Genomic DNA, 20,064 nt, shown 5'->3' on the forward strand with positions numbered 1-20,064 from the left:
ACCATGCCCATGGGCGCGCCCGCGTTGCGCGATTCAAGCCGGTGCCTTGTCGAGCAGCCATTGCACGATATCTGCCGTGACCTGTTCGCGGCACAAGTCGTTGAGCAGTTCGTGACGCGCGCCTTCGTAGCCCTTGAGCGTCACGTCTTCGATGCCAGCGCTGCGATAGGCCTGCTCCAGCGCGCGTGGCCCCTTGAGACCCTGGGTGGCGGGATCATCGCTGCCGGCGATCAGCAGGATCGGCAGGGTCTTGGGGATGCGCGCCAGCCGCACCGGTTCGCGCAGGCGTGCGCCGATCGCCAGCAGTTCCAGCCATAGCTCGGTGGACGCGCGAAAGCCGCAGCGCGGATCGTCGACGTAACGATTCACCTCTTCGGCGTCGCGCGACAGCCAGTCGAAGTCGGTTCGGTTGGGTTTGAACTTGCGGTTGAAGGCCTTGAACGACAGCGCCTCGGCCAGTGCGCTGCGGTGGCGCGGTCCCGCCCAGACTTTTTCCGCCGTCATCAAACCCAGGCCGATCGAGCGCATCAGGCCCATGCTGCCGGTGGTGGAAGACAGCACGCAGGCGGCGATCTCACGTCCGTGATGGACGATGTAGTCCTGCGACAGCAGTCCGCCCAGGCTGTGGCCGAACAGCAGCAAGGGCAGGCCGGCATGCTTCTCGCGGATATCCACCTGCACCGCGCGGATCGCCTGCAGCGCCAGACGCCAACCATGATCGTCGGCAAAATGTCCGAGCTCATCCGGCGCGCGTGCGCTGCGGCCGTGTCCCGGCAGGTCTTGCGCAAACACCGCGAAACCGGCCTTGTTCAGGGCAGAGGCGAAGCGCGCGTAACGGCCGCCATGTTCCGACATGCCGTGAACAATCTGCACGCAGGCCTGCGGTGCTTGCGCCGGCATCCAGCAGCGCACGAACGCGACCGACTCGCGGTTGACTTTCAGTTGATATTCGGTCGCACTCACAGTCCAGGTCCCGTGATGCCCTGCGCCGTGGTCGGCGCTTATCGTGGGTGTGGTTGGAGTGTTCCACAAACCGAGGAGAGTGTTCCATGCAAGCCTTGCTGGCCATCGACCAGGGCACGACCAGCAGCCGCGCCATCGTCTTCGACGCGGCCGGTCGCAAGCTCGGCGTTCACCAGATCGAACTGCCGCAGTCGTATCCGCAGCCCGGCTGGGTCGAGCACGATGCACTGCGCATCCGCGACGACGTGGTGGCCTGCGTGCTGGGCGCGCTCAAGGCGGCCAAGCTCACCGCGCGCGACATTGCCGGCATCGGCATCACCAACCAGCGTGAAACCACGGTGGTGTGGGATCGCGCCACCGGCGCGCCGATTCATCCCGCCATCGTCTGGCAGGACCGCCGCACCGCCGAGTTCTGCGCGCGCTACGCCGATCGCAGTGACTGGCTTTCCGAACGCACCGGCCTGCTGCTGGACCCGTATTTTTCCGCCACCAAGATCTCCTGGATCCTGGATCGCGTCGACGGCGCACGTCAGCGCGCCGAGCGCGGTGAATTGGCCTTCGGCACCGTCGACTGCTGGCTGCTGTGGTGCCTCACCAGCGGTCGCGTGCATGCCACCGACGCCAGCAACGCCTGTCGCACCGCGCTGATGAACCTGCGCACGCAGCAATGGGACGACGAACTGCTGGCCTTCTTCGGCGTGCCCAAGGCGTTGCTGCCGGAGATTCGCGACTGCGCCGCCGAATTCGGTTTGACCGACCCGGTCGTGTTCGACGGCGCCATGCCCATCCGCGGCATGCTCGGCGACCAGCAGGCCGCCACGGTCGGCCAGGCCTGCTTTGCGCCCGGCATGATCAAGAGCACTTACGGCACCGGCTGCTTCATGGTGCTCAACACCGGCGACGAGTGCGTGCGCTCCAAAAACCGCCTGCTCTCCACCGTCGCCTACCAGTTCAACGGCAAGCCCACTTTCGCGCTGGAAGGCAGCATCTTTGTGGCCGGCGCCGCAGTGCAATGGCTGCGCGACGCCGTGCACCTGATCAAGGCCGCCGGCGAAACCGAGGCGCTGGCGCGCTCGGTGCAGGACACCCAGGGCGTGTATCTGGTGCCGGCCTTCACCGGCCTGGGCGCGCCGTACTGGGACCCCGAGGCGCGCGGCGCCATCCTGGGTTTGACCCGTGACTCCGGCATTGCCCACATCGTGCGCGCGGCGCTGGAAAGCGTCGGCTACCAGACCCGCGATCTGATGCAGGCGATGCGCGAGGACGCGCTATCGCCCACCGAACTGCGCGTCGACGGCGGCATGGTGGTCAACGACTTCGTGACGCAATCGCTGGCAGACATTCTGCAGATCACCGTGGTGCGCCCGGCGATGGTCGAAACCACCGCGCTCGGCGCTGCCTACGCGGCGGGCCTGCAGTCCGGCGTGTACGAATCGCTGGAGCAGATCGCCCAGTTATGGGCCGAGGACGCACGCTTCGAACCGGGTATCCAGCCCGCGCAGGCCGAGCAGCGCTATGCCGGTTGGCTGGACGCGGTGGCGCGGGTGCGCAGCCAGCCGGCCTGAGCCCCGGCGGCGCTGGCGCACGACGCCGGACGTTGGCGCTGAACATCGCATGCCCGCAAAAAGCAATTGCCACGGATCACACGGATTGAAAATCGGGCACTTGCCAGCGCCGATCAAGGCCCCTGATCGGTGAAGCAGAGATTCCCGGCAGGTTCATGTTTTGATTCGTGGTTATCCGTGAGATCCGTGGCTGATCGCCGTTTTTAGGTTTGAACGCAAAGGACGCAAAGTAAACACCGTGGACAGCCTTGGCTCCTCTGGTGAGGGGCGCAGGCCAGAACCATCCCCGGCGTCCTTTCCGTTTGCTCTGCGCCTTTGCGTTGAAATGCGGTTTCCGGAGCTTGGCGGTTTTCTCCCCTCGGGGAATCTGCAGCGACCTCATCCGCTGCAAATCAAGGCGGGTCCAACTCGCGGAAAAACGTGATGTCGAGCGCGCTGCTGGCGTCGCAGCTCAGCCTTTGTGCGATGAACTGGGTGTCGCCGGCCAGATTCAGGGCGCGGTAGTCGAAGTTGCGCAACGCGCTGCAGACCGCCTCGCCGTCCAGCCTGAAACGCACCGCCGAGGCCTGCTGGAAGCTGTCGGCACCAAACAGGTTGTCGAGCGGAATGCCGGCGAGTTCGATGTTGGCCTCGAACGCGGGATTGGTGCTGACCAGGGTGACGTCCGGCAACTGCGCGCAATCCGCGGCGCGGATGTTGCCCAATAGCGCGCGGACATCGGCATCCGAGCCCGGCACCGTGTTCTGCTGGAAGTTGTAGAACAGCGCCGGTACCGCCGTCGTCGGAACGCAGTCGAAATTCCCCAGCGGCAACAAGTCGGCCCCGATGACGGTGATGGTGCGGGTTTCCGTTCCCGGCGACGGCAGAAAAACATCGCCCTCGGCCAGCAGGCGCAAGGACATGTTGGCGGAGCTGATCGGGCCGCCACCACCGCCACCACCACCACCGCCGCCGCCGCCGGGATCTTCCTCGCCGGGATCGAAGCGCACGAAACGGGTTCGGATCACCGACTGCGCCAGAGCGTCGTTGACGGCCGAGACCCGCAGGCGATCAACCGTCTCGGGGTCCGTAGCAGCAGGCACCTCGACCGAGATGCTCTGCTGGTCGGACGCGCCGAACACGTTTTCGAACGCGATGACATCACCGTCGCTGTCGACACTCAGATCCAGTTGCGCGCCCAGCACGCAGGACAGGTCGGCACGTGCGATGTAGGGGCTGCCGAGCACGGGCGGAGCGGGATCGGTGACCAGCGCGTCCACCGAAGGGGTCAGGCTATCGACGATCAGGTCCGAAAAGGGTCCGGCCGCGCTCACCACCCGCTCGGTGGACGCCGCGATGCCCGGATCGGCGCTGCCCGCCGCCACCAGGGCCGCGCCGGTCTGGAAATCGGCCACCGCCTGCAGCGTGACCTGGTCGATGCCCACCGCCGAGTCCACCGCGCGCAGAGCTTCTTCGCTGCGGCACAGGGCCTGCAGCACGGAGTTGCCGTCCGGGGTCGGATCGGCCGACAAGCCCAAAGTGCCGCAGGCCAGAGTGGCGCCGGCCAGCATCGCCTGGCAGGAGGCGCCTGCCGCCGCTGCAGCCACCGGCGTTGCCACCGGCGCGACCGCCACGCCCAGGGCCGTGCACAGGGCGGTCTGGAACGCAGGGTCGGACATCGATCCGGCGGCGCCCTGGGCGAGGCCCGCGTCAAACACCGAGCAGAAGGTTCCGAGCGTGTTGGCGAATCCGCTGCAGACCGATTCCAGCGCGTCGGGCACGTCGACTGGCTGGCGGGTGGGAATGTTGGCCACGAACCGCCCCGGCTGCGAGGTCGGAAAGGCCGGATAGCGGCGGGTGCCGAGCGAGCTGATGTCGGTGTAGCGAACGAAGACGTCGCCGCTGGGATTGATCGGCGTTCCGCACTTGGACACCAGCACGTCGATATTGCCCTGCGGCTGTATCGCGACCAGCGACGGCGGCGCAAGGCTCACCGTTGTCGGTTGCGACAATCGAAAGCGTGCAGCGGACTGCGTGACGGCGCCGCTCTGGTCGTCGTCCGGCGCACTGATCTGCGCCGAGATGCCGGCGATGCTTGTCACCGTGCCCTGCTTGGCGCTTGCCGAGCTTGCTGCAGCTTCAGCCGGCAGGGCGATCGGCTGGTCGTTGTCGTCCAGATAGGTCAGCTCCAGCACGCGCCCGTCTTCGTCCACCGCGCGCACCGGCAGGCCGAACGCGTCGAGCGAAATCTGGAATCGCTCGCCGTCCGCGTTCGCGTAGTCGATCATCTTGATCACGGTGGGAATGCCGGACGCATCGCGTTGCGCCAGGTAGTCCACCGTCTCTCCGCTTTCCACCGCCAAGCTGTAGACCCGCGGATCGGTGGGGTTGACCGAAACGGCGCGATCGGTGAACGGCGAGGCGGCCGGTCCCGGCGGATCGATGCCGTCGTCGCCGCCCGCGTCCCCGCCACCACCACCACCGCCACCGCAGGCCGCGAGCAGAGCCAGGACTGAACCGGCGAGCGCGGCACGCGCAAGGATGCGGAACATGGCGGAATCCAGAGGGTCGACGATCAAGGCTAGACGTCGCCCGCCGCGCACGCCATGAGTAAATCTACTCAATCCCTAGTGGCGGATGCCGGCGGAGTGGCGATCCCGAATCTGCGTTGCCGATCGGGATGATCAAGGGGCGGCCGGCCCGGACGGTCCATCCCTGAACCGCCGTTTCCGCGTCAACGCTCGAACACGATCTCCAGACGGCTCGAGGCATCGCAGAGGGCGGCGTCGGCAGAGTAGGCGCCGTCGTCACTGTCGTAGCTGAAGTCGCGCAGGGCCGCGCACACCGCGCTGCCGGAAAGGCCGAACACGATGCGGCTGGCACTGCTGAAGCTGTCACCGCCTTGCAGCGACTCACGCGGCACGTTTCCGAATTGAGCGTCGAGGTCCTCGACCTCGGTCTCCGGGTCGCTGCCGAACGCCTCGCCCGCCACGATCGCGGCTAGCGGCAGCTGAGCACAGTCGGTGGCGCGGATGGTCCCCCCGACCTGTCGCAACAGCCGGGTGCTGGCCGAGGCCGGCGACTGACTCAGGAATCCGAAGCCGAAGTCGGATGGCGGAGCGGCCAGTGGAATGCAGTCCTGCGGCCCCAGCGGCGGCAGCATCGCACCGGTGACAATGACGCTGCGGGTCTCGGGAAAGGACTCGAGGGTTTCGTCGTCGAAGCGCTCGCCGTCGGCCGTCAGGCGCAGCTCGAAGCTGGCCGAGGCCAGTTCGTTGAAGCCACCCCCACCGCCGCCCCCGCTCCCGCCACCGCCATCACCACCTCCTCCGCCATCATCCCCGCCACCGCCATCATCCCCGCCACCGCCATCACCACCATCACCGCCATCACCGCCACCGTTTCCGGGGTCGCGCGCGGCGTCGGCTTCCGCAGGCGTGAACAGGGTGAACACGGCATCGTTGGGGGTTCCTGACTGCACGTTGACGTTGACCTCGTCACGCAGGTAATCGTCGGAGTACACGCTGGTCGCCCAGTCGCCCTCGGGCACGTCATTGCATCGCAGGTCGCCGGCATCGCAGAAGCGCACGCGGCACGTCGGGAATTCTTCCAGCGCCTTGGCGGGCGCAGTCGCCGACTGTTCCGGGGCCGAGGTGGTATCGCAGTCCGGATCACTCAGGAGCACGGTGACGTTGTCGCGGATCTCCGCGAGCAGGTTGGCGTTGTCGGACAGGTCCATGATGTCGCCAATGGTTTGTGGCAGGTAGCTGCCGAAGAAGGACGTGGCCTGCTCGACGGCGAACTGTAGAGAATGTTCGATGCCGTACTTGAGGCCGCGTAGCACCTCGACCTCACCGACATCGGCGATCGCCCGTACCCTGGCCTGGACCTCATTGAGGCCCTGCGTGGCGCGAAGATGGGCCGCGCGGGCGTCGATGAGGGCATCGATTTCGGTTTCCTCCAGGCCTTCATCGATGCGCGCGAGGCGAGCGAGTTCCAGCGATGCAATCCCGCTGGAGGACGCGGCCGCGATCAGCACCACCGGAAGCGGTACGACCTTGGCCGGCGCGCTTTCCGCAGCGTCGTCACCGGACCGGGCCGTGGCGCTTCGCGCCTGCTCGGTCAGCGCTAGCATCAACACGTTCTGCTCGGCCCGAGCGAAGCGGTCCGCGGCATTGGAGAAACGCTCCACCCAGTCCGGATAGTCGTTGCGCCAGTAGTCGTCGAAATCGGTGTAGCGCTCGTCGTTCAACGCGGTGTTGGCGCGGTTGTCGCCGATGATCAGCTCCTCGACGAGCCGCTCGAGTTCGGCGGCGGCTTCGGCCTGCTCCTGTACCGCCTGGGCGGTGCTGGTCGGGATGCGGATGAGAAGCCCGTCGCCGGAACCGCCGCCGTCTGCGCCGCCGCCGCCCCCACCGCCGCCGCATCCGGCGAAGAGCAGGGTTGTCGAGAACAGGGAGCAAACAAGCAGGGCGCGGATCATGGTCGTTCTCCGGCAGCGCGGTGAAATGGCATCACGGTAGGGGCGGACGCGCGGTGCGGCCATGAGCAGATCCGCTCAATCAGGTCTGCGGGGTCCGAATCCGTGTTCGCTCCCGAACCACGCGCCGGCTCCCCCGGCCCGGGATCAGCGTTGACATGCGTGCGCGCCCGACTCCCGATGCTCAGCGTTCGAACACGATCTCCAGCCGGCTGGACGCATCGCAGAGGGCGGCGTCGGCGAAGAAGTCGCCGTCGTCGGCGCCGTAGGCGAAGTCGCTCAACGCCGCGCATACCGCGCTGCCGGAAAGGCCGAACACGATGCGGCTGGCACTGCTGAAGCTGTCACCACCCTGCAGTGATTCGCGCGGTACGCCGGCGAATTCCGCACCAAGATCCTCGACGTCGATCACCGGATTGCTGCCGAATTCCTCGCCGGCCAGGATTGCCACGACCGGCAGTTGCGCGCAGTCGGTGGCGCGGATCAGTCCCCCGACCTGGCGGAACACGCGGGTGCTGGCCGTTTCCGGCGACTGCTCGAGGAATCCGAATCCGAAGTCTGACGGTGGATCGACCAACGGGATGCAGTCCTGCGGTCCCAGCGGCGGCAGCATCGAGCCGCTGACGACGACGCTGCGGGTCTCGGGAAAGTCCTCGAAGGTCTCGGGGTCGAAGCGCACGCCGTCGGCGATCAGGCGCACCTCGAAGCTGGCCGAGGCGAGTTCGTTGAAGCCGCCACCGCCACCCCCACCACCCCCCCCGCCATTGCCGCCACCGCCGCCATTGCCGGGATCATCGCGGGCGGCATCGGCTTCCTCGGGCGTGAACAGCGTGAAGTCGGCGTCGTTGAAGGTGCCGGACTGCACATCGACCACGACCTCGTCGCGCAGGAAATCGTCGGCGTAGAGGCTGGTGGCCCACTGTCCTTCGGGCACGTCGTCGCACTGGAAGTCGCTGGCGTCGCAGAATCGCACCCGGCACACCGGGAATTCCTCGAGGGCCTTGGCCGGCACCGTCGCCGACTGTCCCGGCGCCGACGTGGTGTCGCAATCCGGATCGCTGAGCAGCACGGTGACGTTGTCCCGGATCTCGCCGAGCTTGTCGGCGCTGTCGAACAGGTCCATCACCTCACCCGCGGCCTCGGGCAGGTAGCTGCCGAAGAACGCGGTCGCCTGCTCGGTGGCGAACTGGCGGGCGTGTTCGATGCCGTTCTTCAGGCCGCGCAGCACCTCGACCTGCGCCACGTCGGCCTGCGCCCGCACCTGCGCCTGGATCTCGTTGAGACCCTGTCGGGCCCGCAGATAGGCGGCACGTGCGTCGATGATCGCCTGGGTTTCTGCTTCGTCGACGCCGTCATTGAGCCGCGCCAGGCGCTCGCGCTCCTTGGCCGCGATGGCAGTGATGGTGGCGACCGCCAGCAGCACGATCGGCAAGGGCACCACCTTGGCCGGCGCGTTCTCCGGAGCGTCACCACCGGACTTTGACGAAGTGCTTTGCGCCTGTTCGGTCAGGGCCAGCATCACCAGGTTCTGCTCGGTCTGTGCAAAGCGATCGGCCGCAGCGGAAAAGCGTTCCACCCAGTCCGGATAGTCATCGCGCCACCAAGCGTCGAAGTCGGTGTAGCGCTCGTCGTCCAGCGCATCGCTGGCGGCGTTTTCGGCGTTGATGAGTTCCTCGACCAGCGACTTGATCAGGGCTGCGGCGGCGGATTGCTGCTGCACGGCCTCTTCGATGCTGTTGGGGACCGGCGTCAGGCCACCGCCGCCGCCGTCCGAGCCACCGCCGCCTCCGCAGGCGGCAACGAACATCGACATCGGAATCAGCGCAAGGAGCAGGCAGGATCGGATCATGGCCGTTCTCCGGCTAGGCGGTGCGACGACGCCACAGTAGGAACGGCAGCGCCGGCCCGCCATGAGCGGAACTACTCAATTTCCCGGTTCGCAGGTCCGGCCGCGGGCTGATCGAGGTGCTGCCAAGTCCAGCGCAGCAAGGCGTTCGGACCGCGCAGGCCGAGGCGCCGGCAGGCGTGCGCGCGGTGGTTCTCCACCGTGCGGGTACTCAAGCCCAGATGGGCGGCGATGCGAACGCTCGACCATCCGGTCGCCACCAGTTGCAGCACTTCGCGCTGTCGTGTGCTGAGCCGATGGGAAGCGGGGCCGGGGGACGCGGGCATGGCAGCAGCGTGGCCCCGCCCCGCGGCGGCGGCCATGAGCGGTTCTACTCATTCGCCGGAATGCACTGCGCGGGCATCGAAAATCGTGATCGACCCGCCGCCCGTGCCGGCCGCCCGGTCCGGCTCGATTACAACCGCGACCGGTGATCCAGCGCGAATTTCAGCAGCGCGTTGGCACCGCGCAGATCGAGCTTGGTGGCGATGTGCGCGCGATGGTTATCCACGGTGCGTGTGCTGATGTTGAGCAGCTCGCCGATCTCGCGACTGGAGCGGTAGTCGGCCACCAGACGCAGCACGCGGCGCTCGGCGGCGGTGAGGCTGGACAGCGGATCGATGGCGTGCAGTTCGCCGCCGCTGTCGAGCTTCCAGACGATGCCGCTGCCGACGTAACGCTGGCCGCGCAGCACCGCCCGCAGGCAGCGTTCGATCTCGGTCTCGGCGTTTTCCTTGAGCAGGTAGCCCTGCGCACCCAGGCGAAAGGCGCGATTGAACCAGGCCCGCTCGTCGTGCATGGTTAGCATCACGCAGGCCGGCGGGTCCGGCCAGCGCAGCGCCTGCGCCAGCACACCCAAGCCATCGAGTTCAGGCATGGAGATGTCCAGCAGCGCGATGCGTGGCCGCACTTCGCGGAACAGGCGCAGCGCCTCGATGCCGTTGCCGGCCTCGGCCACCACTTCGAAGTCATCGACGGTCGCCAGCACCTCGCGCAGGCCGCGGCGAAAGATAGGATGGTCGTCGGCAATCAGCACGCGCTCAGCCATGGCGCAACGGAGCCTGCAGTTCGATGCGGGTGCCGCCGCCGGCTCGCGGCTCCATCCGCAGCGTGGCGTTCAAACGCAGCGCGCGATCCTGCATGCCGGTCAGGCCGCGACCGGCGCGACGTTGCGCCGGCGGCGGCAGGCCGCGGCCATCGTCCTCGATGTGCAGGACATAACCGTCGTCGCGCTGCTGCAGCCGCAGGCTGACGTGGCGCGCCGCGGCGTGACGCAGCGCATTGCTCAGGGCTTCCTGGGCAACGCGGAACACCTGCAGCGCATCGCGCTGATCGAGTGCGATCTCGTCGATCTCGTGTGTGTAGTCGACCCCGGCGGGTTCGAACAAGGTGGCCATCATCGCCTCCAGCGCCTCGCGCAGGCCCAGACGGTCGAGCTGGCTGGGATAGAGGTTGGCGGCCACGCGACGGGTTTCCTGGATCGCCTCGCGCAGGCCCGATTCCAGCGGCGGCGTGTGCTCGGCCGGCAGGCCGCGTAAACCTCCGAGCACCGCCAGCAACTGCTGGCCCAGGCCGTCGTGCAGGTCCTGGGCGATGCGCCGACGCTCGGCGTCCTGGGTGTCCAGCAGGGCCTGCGCGCTGCGCTCGCGCTGCTCGGCCAGCGCGGTGGTGGCGCGATCGCGCTCGGCATTGAGCAGGTTGATGCGATCCGCCAGCGCAAAGGACAGGAACATCACCTCGGCCAGGGTGCCGAGCTGGTAGGCGTGCTCGGTCCACCAGTTGCTGGGTATCAGCCCCAGGGTGCGCAACACCAGCAAGGCCGCACCGGGCAGAAAGGCGGCCAGTCCGATCACCAGGAAGCGGGCCTGACGCGCTCCCGCGACATAGGCCGAAATGATGGCGCCGGGAAACACGAGGATGGAGATCAGCACCGCCAGCAGCAGCAATGCCATGCCCGCGCGGTACTGGAGCACCAACAGTGGCAGTGTCAGCACTGCGGCCAGCATCAGGCCTTGCAGCGCGCGATGCCAGCGCGGGCAGTAGCCGGCGGTCCGGACCATGTTGGCAACGAAAGCCGCACCGAAACCCAGCGTGCCGGCCAGCCCGACCAGGGTCGCCAGATTGGCCCAGGCGGGCGACTGCGGCCACAGCAGCCAGCCGCCGTGGCCGGTGTACGAACCCTGAAAGCAGACCAGGGCAAACAGGTACAGCACGTAGTACAGATAGGCGCGGTCGCGCACCACGCTCCACAGAAACAGGTTGTAGAGCGCCAGGGCCAGCAGGAACGCGTAGTAGAAACCGTACGCCAGTTGCGCGCGCCGATCCTGCTGCCAGAACGCGCGCTCGTCCCACAACTCCAGCGGCAGCAGCACCGAGCCCGACGAGACGGCGCGCAGGTACAGCACGCCGGAGAAGCCGGCCGGAATCTCGAACAGCGGCGTCGCATGCAGCAGATGACGATGCGCATAGGGTTGCTGATCCCCAGCGGACGATTCGATCCAGGCCTCGCCTTCGGGCCGATACAAGCTCAACTCGTCGTTCTGCGAATACGGAACGCTGAGCAACCGCGACGACGCCGCGGCAGGAATCTTGATGCGCAGCCACCACGCCGATGCGCTCAGCCCCAGGTTCAGCGGCTGCGCCGTCACCGGCTCGAAAGCATCGATCAGGCCAGGCTGGCTGACGGTGGCGATATCCCGACTGGCATCGGGATCCTCCAGCACCGCCACGTCGGGCTGCATCCAGGCAGCGGCCATGGTCAGAGCCAGGCCGATCAGGCTGGCGTCCACGTTTATCCCCGAGCAATCCCGCCGCTACTTTACAAATATGTGCTGCGGCGTGTGCCTGCCGCGAGCCGACAGGATCAGCAAGGCGCCAACGTAGCCCGGTTTCGCGCAGCGAAGCCGGGGGCTCTTTGAGAGGGTCCGATCCCGGCTCCGCTGCGCGGAACCGGGCTACGGAGCTGGCCTGGCGCAGATCGCCCGATTCAACCGCGGGGAGCAGATTCCAGCGCTTCGATCAACAAGGCCAAGGTGGCCTGCGCAAACGCCAGCATGTTCGGATAGCGCTCCGATTGCCCGGTACGCAGCGTGCGCACCAGCTTCACCGGCCCATCCACCGCCATGCAGGTATGGCCTGCGGGATCGCCGTAGCGATTGCCCGTGGGGCCGGCCGCGCCGCTCTCGGACAGGCCCCAGGTAACGCGCGGATGCTTCTCGCGAATGGTGCGCGCCAGGATTTGCGCGTAAGGCTCCGAGCTGGAGCGGATGTTCTGCTTCTGCAGCACATCCATGTCGATACCGGCCAGCGCATGGATCGACTTGAGCGAATAGGTGATGGCCCCGCCAACGTAGTACACGGAGGCGCCGGGCACGGCCAGCAATGCGGTGGAGACCAGACCACCGGCCGAGGTTTCGGCGACGACGATTCTTTCGCCGCGTGTCTTGAGCAGTTCTCCGGCGTGCTCGCCGAGCGTAAGGAGCTGGTTCATGGCGCTGAGTGTGACATCGGAAGGAACAGCATGCTCACCGCGATACCCGGGCTCTGGAAGCAGCAATGGGAACAGCGAGTCGCGCGGGCAACCATCATGTGCTCAGGGAGGGTCCGCGGTAGTCGCCGCGGCCAATGCTGATGCAAGCTTGTGGCAACCCTTACCCCAAATCAATCCCTCGCACGACACGATGAACACCGCCGTTACGCCTTTCAAAGTTTCCATCCCGCAGGCCGACCTGGACGATCTGCAGGCCCGCCTGCGCCGCACCCGCTGGCCGGATGCCGAGACCGTGGAGGGCTGGAGCCAGGGCGTGCCGCTGGCCGAGGCGCGGCAACTGGTGGATCACTGGATGAACGCCTATGACTGGCGCCGCTGCGAGGCCGCGCTCAACCGCCATCCTCAATGGACCACCGAGATCGATGGCCTGTCCATCCATTTCCTGCACGTGCGCTCACCGCATGAGAACGCGCGGCCGCTGTTGCTCAGCCACGGCTGGCCCGGCGCGGTGCTGGAATTCCTCAAGGTCATCGAGCCGCTCACCCATCCCACCGCGCATGGCGGCAAGGCCGAAGATGCGTTTCATCTGGTGATTCCTTCCCTGCCCGGCTTCGGTTTTTCCGGCAAACCCACGAACAAGGGCTGGTCAGTTCCAAAGATTGCGCAGACCTGGCACACGCTGATGCAGCGCCTGGGCTATACCGAATACCTTGCGCAGGGTGGCGACTGGGGCGCCGCCATCACCACCGCCATGGGCGCACAGCGGCCCGCCGGCCTCAAGAGCATTCACGTCAACATGCCGCTGGTGATGCCGCGCGAGATTCCTGCCGGAGAGCTATCGCCGGATGAAGCCGAGATGGTGCGTGCCATGACCGAATACGGAGAGTGGGACTCCGGCTATTCGCATCAGCAATCCACCCGCCCGCAGACCCTGGGCTATGGCCTGGCGGACTCACCAGTCGGGCAGGCCATGTGGATCTACGAGAAATTCTGGCGCTGGACCGATTGCGGGGGCGACACCCGCAACGCGCTGAGCTTCGACCAGATGCTGGACATCATCACCCTCTACTGGCTCACCAACAGCGGCGCCTCATCCGCCCGCCTGTACTGGGAAAGCTACAAAGGCGGCTTCTTCGCCGTGCCGCTGAAACTGCCGGTGGGCTGCAGCATCTTCGCCAAGGAAATCTATCGCGCCCCGCGCACCTGGGCGGAGCGCTGCATGCCGCAGCTCATCTACTGGAACGAGCTTTCCAAAGGCGGCCACTTCGCCGCGTTCGAGCAGCCGGAGCTGTTTGTGGGGGAGGTGCGTGCTTGGGCGGCGCGGGTGCCGGTCTGAGGGCGCGTGGGGTTAGTTCAGGGTGTCCACTAAAGCGTAGGAACCGTCGGGTCGGCTGGAGCGCCTGATTAGAGCTATGGATCCCGAAGCCGAATTCAAAGAGCTTTATTGCGAGCGGTGCGCGAAGACCGTTGCTCGTTGCACACCTTGGCCACGTAAGCCGCAGATGTAATTGAGCGGCATGCGCTACGCGCCCGCTGGAACGAGCTGCCGTGCAGCCGTTCCCGTGAGAGGAAGCTGCAACGATCAGCGCAAAACAGAAAACTGCACAGACTCAACAAATCGCAAAACTACCGCGATAGCGGTTTAGTTCAACGCTTTATTAGACGACAGACCGAGTCGGATAAACCGGATGGCATGTCTAATAACACCGAGGCTGGACGCGCAACTCATTGAATGATGATGCCTTCATGCGCTGACTCCCGGGTTATGACGCTATGAACGGGACAGATGCCGCAGGTCTGCGACTGCTCGACCAGGCCCGTGATCGGCTGCGAACCAAGTAGGCTCAGGTCGGCTGAATTAGACGCTTCATCCTGGTTCACGACAAGCTGCATCCACGAAGGTCGGATGGAATGTCAGGACTTGCACTGCCGATGGGTTCGGGCTTCACCCGCCAGGCTGGCCCCAAATGCCAAGCAACAAGGCCCGGGCACATCTGACGCCTCGGCCCCGCACGGGCGCATAGTGGCGCTGCATCATTCCGCATCGCTGGAGCCACGATGAATATCGCCGCCGCCCAACCTGTTTTCTCGTCCGATGCCGAACGCGTCGCGCATGTTCGCCGTGTGGTGCGGCAGGCGGGTGATGAGTTGCGCGAGCGGTATCCGCTGCTGCGCCATCAGGACGCCATCGGCGCCGGCATCATGGCCTTCAGCCTTGTCGGGATGCTTGGCTGTGGCTGGCTGTATGCGCAGGGGCTGATGCCGTGGTGGCTGTGCATTCCGCTGGTGGCGCTGCTGACCTCGCTGATCCACGAGCTGGAACACGATCTGATTCACCTGATGTACTTCCGTGATCGTCCCTGGGCCAACCGGCTGATGCTGTGGCTGGGCTGGGCGGCGCGACCCAGCACGGCGAGCCCGTTTGTGCGGCGGCGCATTCATCTGCATCACCACAAGTTCTCCGGCACCGCGACCGACCTGGAGGAACAGACCATCACCAACGGCGAGCGCTGGGGTCTCAAGCGCCTGCTGATGACCGGCGATCTGGGCCTGGCGGTGGTCCTGCGGCCGCTGCGCATGGCGCGGTTGAGTGCGCGCTTCGTCAAGGCGCAGCCGGTGCAGACGGGTGCGCAGCGGCGTGCCATCGCCCGCGAACTGCTGACCAGCTATTTCCCGTTCACCTTCATCTATCAGGGTTTGCTGCTGACCTATCTGATCGTGCACGGCGCCGAGCTGCTGGGTCCGCTGCTGGGCTGGACACCAACCTGGCCGGCTGCGTTGTCGGCAGCGATGCCCTGGGTGAATCTGCTGGCGGTGATCTGGGTGCTGCCCAATACCCTGCGCACGTTCTGCCTGCACTTCATCAGCAGCAACATGCACTACTACGGCGATGTGGAGGCCAACAACCCGGTGCAGCAGACGCAAGTATTCGACCGCTGGTGGCTGTGGCCGCTGCAACTGTTCTGCTTCAACTTTGGCAGCACGCACGCTATCCACCATTTTGTGGTGGGCGAAACCTTCTACGTGCGTCAGCTCACCGCATCCAAGGCGCATCAGGCCTTGCGCGAGGTGGGTGTGCGATTCAACGACTTCGGCAGCTTTGGTCGCGCCAATCGGTATGCGATGAACCCCGCGCCTGCACCGGCGGCTAGCGCCGCCACGTTCGGCACTTAACCCGCGGCGACACCCGCGGCCTGGTTGCGCTGGCGCCAGCCCAGCCACAGCAGTGCCGCGGCGGCGGCGGCCAGCCACGGCAGCAGCAGCAGGTTGAGCATCTGCCAGCCCACCGCGTGCAGCAATGCCGCGGCGGCCAGGGAACACAGCAGGCCCACGGCGAAGATGGTCAGGTCATTGGTGGCCTGCGCGCGTCCTTTTTCGGCGGGGTGATAGGTGCCGGTGAGCAAGGTGGTGCCGCCGATATAGAGAAAATTCCAGCCCACGCCGAGCAGGGTCAGCGCCACCGCAAACGAATAGAAACCGGTGCCGGTCAGGGTGATCAGGACATGGCCCAGGAACAGTCCCACGCCGGCGAACATCACCTGCAGCACGCCAAAGCGCGCGATCAGACTGCCGGTGAAGAACGACGGCAGAAACATGCCCAGCACATGCACCTGGATCACCGCGGATGCATCGGCCAGATGGTGCTGGTGATGCACCATCGCGATCGGCGTGGCGGTCATCGCCAGCACCATCACGCCGAAGCCGGTCGCGGCGCCGAACAGCGCCACCAGGTAGGTCGGCTGGGTGACGATGACCCGCCACGGCCGCAGCATCGGTACGCTGCCGAGGCCTGCCGGTGGCGCCACCGCCGCGGGCACGCGCAGTCCCAGCAGCAAGCCGGCGGCGCCGGCGGACACCAGCGCCAACAGCAGGAACGAGCCCAGGTAATCGGGCTGCAGCAGCGGGCCGCCGATGCGCGCCAGCCAGGGGCCGGTAAACGCGGCCACCACGCCGCCGGCCAGCACCAGCGAAATCGCGCGCGGACGAAAGCTTTCGTCGGCGACCTCGCCCGCGGCAAAGCGATAAAACTGCGCAAAGCCCTGATAGCTGCCGAACAGCATCGTGCCCAGCGCCAGCAAGGCCAGCGACTCGGTCCAGATGCCGGCCGCGGCCAGCAGCGCACCCAACGTGCCGAGCAGCGCGCCTGCGAAAAATCCCACGCGACGCCCCACGCGCTCCATCCACATCGAGGCCGGAAACGTCGCCAGCGCAGTACCGAGAAACATCGTCGCAATCGGCAGGGTGGCCAGCGAGGGCGAAGCTGCGATGGCGCCGCCGGCCAGCCCGCCTACCGTCATCACCAGCACCGAGCCGGTCTGGAACAAGGCCTGCGCGGTGGACAGCAGCGCCACCTGTCGATGCATAGGGCGTCCGAACACGATCGATCCAGGAAGTGAGAGTGGGCGGCGGGCTACCTTAGCGCCGAGGTGCATGCGGCACCACGTGGGACGAATCTGCAGTGCCCGACATCGCACGTCAGGCTGGCCAGGGATCCCGCCATTCGGGAATCGCCATCAGGCGCTCATGCCATGCCAGCAGATGACGATAGTCGCCCAGCGGCATGTGATGCGCCTGCCAGTCCGGCAGCATGGCGGCGACATGGAAGTCGGCCACGCTCAGGCGGCCGTTGGCCAGGTAATCGGTGCTTGCAACATGCGCATCAAGGATGGCGGCCAGCTTGGCGACCCTGGGTGCCTTGCTGGCCAGCAGCGCCTGATCCGGCGCGCCCAGGCCGAACACGGGTTTGATCCCGTGCTCGAAGTAGAACGTGCCGATGGCCGGCGCCCATTCCCAGGCATCCCAACTGATCCAGCGCAGCACCTCCACCTGTTGATCCGCTGTGCCGGGCCACAGATCGGACCCCGCCTGATTGACCAGATAAACCAGGATGGCCGCCGCCTCCGACAGCTTGAGATCGCCATCCACCAGCACCGGGGCCTTGGCATTCGGATTGAGGGCCAGAAATTCCGCGGTGCGCAGCCCGCCACCGGCCACGTCCACAAGGCGATAGGTCATCGGCAGCTTGAGCAGCTTGGCCACTGCGCAGGCCTTGCGCGGATTCATGGCGTGAAAATAGTGCAGCTCCATCGTTTGCTCCTCGGGGCAGAATCGGGGATGTGCCTTAAGCAAGCGCGCAGCCGGCGCAACCTCTGGCATCGCGGCCGGAGTGACCCGCTTGCGTTTGTCATGGATCGACGAACGCGGCGACGCGAAATCGACATCGACGACGAAAAAGCCGATAAACGACCCATCGCCCGGACGCAGCCTGCCGGGCTCAGCAGGAGCACCGCTTGTGAAGATGAATGCCTACATCGCCGGCGCCGGCATGACGCGCTTCGGCAAATACCTGGACCGCGGCCTGAAGTCGCTGGTGGCCGAAGCAGTCGAGATTGCGCTGGCCGATGCCGGCATCGCCAAGCACGAACTGCAAGCCGCCTACACCGGCACCGCAGCGGCTGGCATCATCACCGGGCAGGTCCTGGTGCCGGGCGAGGTGGTGCTGCGCAACCTGGGCATCGGCCGCATTCCGGTGATCAACTGCGAGAACGCGTGCGCCACTTCGTCCACCGCCTTTCAGCAGGCCGCGGCCATGGTGTCGCTGGGCGCGTACGACGTGGTGCTGGTGGTGGGGTACGAGAAGCTCTACAGCGCCGACAAGCAGAAGACTTTTTCGGTCTTCACCGGCGCCGTGGACGTCGAGGACATGGACGGCGTCCTGCAACGGTTGTCGCAAGACTTGGCCGCGTCCGGTGTGCGCGCCGATCTGAGCGAAACCACCAGCAAGCGTTCCATCTTCATGGACGTGTACGCGCGCATGGCGCATCAGTACATGCAGCGCAGCGGCGCCACGCCGCGACATTTTGCGATGGTCTCCGCCAAGAATTCCTTGCACGGCAGCCTCAACCCCAAGGCCCAGTATCAGGAAGCGCTGAGCGTGGAACAGGTGCTGGCCGCGCCGATGATCTCAGACCCGCTGACCCTGCCCATGTGCTCGCCCATCGGCGATGGCGCCGCCGCGCTAGTGCTGGTGTCGGAGCGCAAGGCGCGGCAACTGGGCCTGCACAACAACGGCGTACGCATCCTGTCGTCAGTGCTCGCAACCGGCTGGGACTACACCGAGCAGGACACCGAGACCGCGCCCGAGTACGCCGCCCGACTCTGCTACGAGGAATCCGGCATCGGCCCGCAGGACCTGGACGTGGTGGAACTGCACGATGCCTCCGCCCCCGCCGAAGTCATCTACTACGAGTTGCTTGGCCTCGCTGCAAAGAACGAGGGCTACAAACTTCTGGAAAGAGGAGCGACCAGACTCGGCGGCCGCTGCGTAGTCAGTCCTTCCGGCGGCCTGCTGCGCAAGGGCCACCCGATCGGCGCATCCGGCTGCGGCCAGTTGGTGGAACTCACCGACCAGCTCCGCGGCCGCTGCGGCAAGCGTCAGGTGCAGGGCGCACGCCATGCCTTGGCCGAGAACGGCGGTGGCTGGATCGGCAATGACGTTGCGGCGATTGTGATTACGGCGCTACGGCGGGGGTAATAGCGACAGCGGCTCGAAAAGTGGGGAGCCGGTGGGATTCAACTCTCCCCGGGGGATTCAACTTTCAAGGGCGGCGCGGGACGCTGACAGCAGAAGCAGGAATCGCTAGCCCGCATTGCTGTCGTTTCGACTGGAACGCTCGCCATGCCCACCCTCACCATCCGCAACGTCACGTCCGAGGTTCATCGTGCATTGCGCGTGCGCGCCGCTCAGCACGGACGCAGCACCGAGGCCGAGGTACGGGCAATTCTGGCCACCGCGGTGGATCTTCCGCAGCGGGCGAAGGTGGGGACAGAGCTACGCAAGTTCTTCCATGCGTTTCCTGAGTTGCAGGCGCTCCAACTTGATCGAAATGCTACGCCAGCGGAGCCCGCGGACTACACGTGATCGTGCTGGAAACCAGCGTCGTTTGCGAAGTGTGCAAGCCGGATGCGAGGCAGAGTGCCACCACCACATTGACGAGTGAAGCTGCAAGGCGGAGCATCCTGGACCGATTGGTCTAGAAAGATTTGTTCATGACGCGCGCACGGGAATTCGATGAAGAGGCTTCGGTCGAGGGCGCGATGCGGCTCTTCTGGCAGAAGGGCTTTGATGCGGCGCCATTGCCCGAGTTGCTGGATGCCATGCAGTTGTCCCGCGGCAGCTTCTACAACGCATTCGGTGCCAAGAAAAGCGTGCTGATCGAAGCGATTCAGCGCTACATGGATGGCGGAATGGATGGCGTTCTGCTGCCCTTGTTCAGGCCCGAGGCGGGCCGCAAGGAAATCGAGCAGGCGTTTGCCCGCATGGTGGCGCACACTGCGGGGCCTAAGGGCCGCCACGGATGCCTGGTCAACAATTGCATGACTGAAGTGGCCGATCGCGATCCGCTGCTGCGGCGCGCGCTGGTGGTCGCCCGCGCGCGGGTCGAAGACGGGTTCGCCCGTGCCGTCGAGCGCGGGCAGGCGGACGGCACGATCGCCAGGCGGGACGATCCGCGTTCGATCGGCCGATTCCTGATGAACAATTTCTCCGGACTCAACGTTGCGTCAAAAGGGAGGCCGGGCCGCGTCGTTCTGGCCGACATCGCGCGGGTGACGCTGAAGATTCTGGATTGAAGCCGCTGCATCAAGTTGCATCCGAGTCGAAACCGTCGTTGACGGTGTTGTTCGAAATACCGACCTACCG

16 protein-coding genes are annotated in these 20,064 nt (G+C 66.1%); 6 read left to right on the forward strand and 10 right to left on the reverse strand.

What is annotated here, in order from left to right; genetic code table 11:
- Positions 1-33: 33 nt before the first annotated feature.
- Positions 34-963 carry a lysophospholipase gene (locus tag ACOOHP_RS15365; protein WP_420467363.1) on the reverse strand — a complete coding sequence of 310 codons (930 nt, stop codon included), beginning with the start codon at positions 961-963 and terminating at the stop codon, positions 34-36.
- Positions 964-1,049: 86 nt separating this feature from the next.
- Between ACOOHP_RS15365 and glpK the strand changes: the two genes are divergently transcribed.
- On the forward strand, positions 1,050-2,528 hold the full coding sequence (gene glpK, locus ACOOHP_RS15370) for a glycerol kinase GlpK (RefSeq protein ID WP_420467364.1): 1,479 nt from the start codon (positions 1,050-1,052) through the stop codon (positions 2,526-2,528).
- A 392-nt stretch (positions 2,529-2,920) separates the two neighbouring features.
- On the opposite strand, the gene ACOOHP_RS15375 is transcribed toward glpK, so the two are convergent.
- The 7 genes from ACOOHP_RS15375 to ACOOHP_RS15405 all read right to left on the reverse strand — a co-directional run bounded on the left by ACOOHP_RS15375 (position 2,921) and on the right by ACOOHP_RS15405 (position 12,362).
- Entirely contained in the window at positions 2,921-5,059 is a 2,139-nt protein-coding gene (locus tag ACOOHP_RS15375; protein WP_420467365.1) for a hypothetical protein, read from the reverse strand.
- A gap of 182 nt (positions 5,060-5,241) precedes the next feature.
- On the reverse strand, positions 5,242-6,990 hold the full coding sequence (locus tag ACOOHP_RS15380; RefSeq protein ID WP_420467366.1) for a hypothetical protein: 1,749 nt from the start codon (positions 6,988-6,990) through the stop codon (positions 5,242-5,244).
- 181 nt (positions 6,991-7,171) lie between these two features.
- Complete coding sequence (locus ACOOHP_RS15385; RefSeq protein WP_420467367.1) at positions 7,172-8,836, reverse strand: hypothetical protein; 1,665 nt, start codon at positions 8,834-8,836, stop codon at positions 7,172-7,174.
- A 71-nt stretch (positions 8,837-8,907) separates the two neighbouring features.
- Positions 8,908-9,159, reverse strand: a complete 252-nt coding sequence (locus ACOOHP_RS15390; RefSeq protein WP_420467368.1) for a response regulator transcription factor — start codon at positions 9,157-9,159, stop codon at positions 8,908-8,910.
- Between the two features lie 128 nt (positions 9,160-9,287).
- A complete protein-coding gene (locus ACOOHP_RS15395) occupies positions 9,288-9,920 on the reverse strand; it encodes a response regulator transcription factor (RefSeq protein ID WP_420467369.1) in 633 nt (210 codons plus the stop codon).
- Positions 9,913-11,661 carry a sensor histidine kinase gene (locus ACOOHP_RS15400; protein WP_420467370.1) on the reverse strand — a complete coding sequence of 583 codons (1,749 nt, stop codon included), beginning with the start codon at positions 11,659-11,661 and terminating at the stop codon, positions 9,913-9,915. Before ACOOHP_RS15400 ends, ACOOHP_RS15395 begins: the two co-directional genes overlap by 8 nt.
- 197 nt (positions 11,662-11,858) lie before the next feature.
- Positions 11,859-12,362: a CinA family protein gene (locus ACOOHP_RS15405; protein WP_420467371.1), complete on the reverse strand. Its 504-nt coding sequence runs from the start codon at positions 12,360-12,362 to the stop codon at positions 11,859-11,861.
- A 190-nt stretch (positions 12,363-12,552) separates the two neighbouring features.
- Here ACOOHP_RS15405 and ACOOHP_RS15410 point away from each other — a divergent pair, with 190 nt between their 5' ends.
- Positions 12,553-13,698: an epoxide hydrolase family protein gene (locus tag ACOOHP_RS15410; protein WP_420467372.1), complete on the forward strand. Its 1,146-nt coding sequence runs from the start codon at positions 12,553-12,555 to the stop codon at positions 13,696-13,698.
- Positions 13,699-14,420: 722 nt separating this feature from the next.
- Positions 14,421-15,536, forward strand: a complete 1,116-nt coding sequence (locus tag ACOOHP_RS15415) for a fatty acid desaturase (RefSeq protein ID WP_420467373.1) — start codon at positions 14,421-14,423, stop codon at positions 15,534-15,536.
- Here the strand turns inward: ACOOHP_RS15415 and ACOOHP_RS15420 are convergent.
- Together ACOOHP_RS15420 and ACOOHP_RS15425 are read right to left on the reverse strand one after the other, a co-directional pair.
- Positions 15,533-16,741 carry an MFS transporter gene (locus ACOOHP_RS15420; RefSeq protein WP_420467374.1) on the reverse strand — a complete coding sequence of 403 codons (1,209 nt, stop codon included), beginning with the start codon at positions 16,739-16,741 and terminating at the stop codon, positions 15,533-15,535. The genes ACOOHP_RS15415 and ACOOHP_RS15420 overlap by 4 nt on opposite strands.
- A 97-nt stretch (positions 16,742-16,838) precedes the next feature.
- Positions 16,839-17,450, reverse strand: a complete 612-nt coding sequence (locus ACOOHP_RS15425; RefSeq protein ID WP_420467375.1) for a glutathione S-transferase family protein — start codon at positions 17,448-17,450, stop codon at positions 16,839-16,841.
- A 211-nt stretch (positions 17,451-17,661) separates the two neighbouring features.
- On the opposite strand from ACOOHP_RS15425, the gene ACOOHP_RS15430 reads away from it, so the two are divergent.
- The 3 genes from ACOOHP_RS15430 to ACOOHP_RS15440 all read left to right on the forward strand — a co-directional run bounded on the left by ACOOHP_RS15430 (position 17,662) and on the right by ACOOHP_RS15440 (position 19,994).
- Positions 17,662-18,897 (forward strand): thiolase family protein, encoded by a 1,236-nt coding sequence (locus tag ACOOHP_RS15430; protein ID WP_420467376.1) that lies wholly within the window; start codon positions 17,662-17,664, stop codon positions 18,895-18,897.
- Between the two features lie 144 nt (positions 18,898-19,041).
- Positions 19,042-19,284: a FitA-like ribbon-helix-helix domain-containing protein gene (locus ACOOHP_RS15435; protein WP_420467377.1), complete on the forward strand. Its 243-nt coding sequence runs from the start codon at positions 19,042-19,044 to the stop codon at positions 19,282-19,284.
- Between the two features lie 128 nt (positions 19,285-19,412).
- Positions 19,413-19,994, forward strand: a complete 582-nt coding sequence (locus tag ACOOHP_RS15440) for a TetR/AcrR family transcriptional regulator (protein WP_420468724.1) — start codon at positions 19,413-19,415, stop codon at positions 19,992-19,994.
- Positions 19,995-20,064 lie beyond the last annotated feature (70 nt).

This window comes from Panacagrimonas sp. (assembly GCF_965216805.1).
In the GTDB taxonomy this organism is placed as follows: domain Bacteria; phylum Pseudomonadota; class Gammaproteobacteria; order Nevskiales; family Nevskiaceae; genus Panacagrimonas.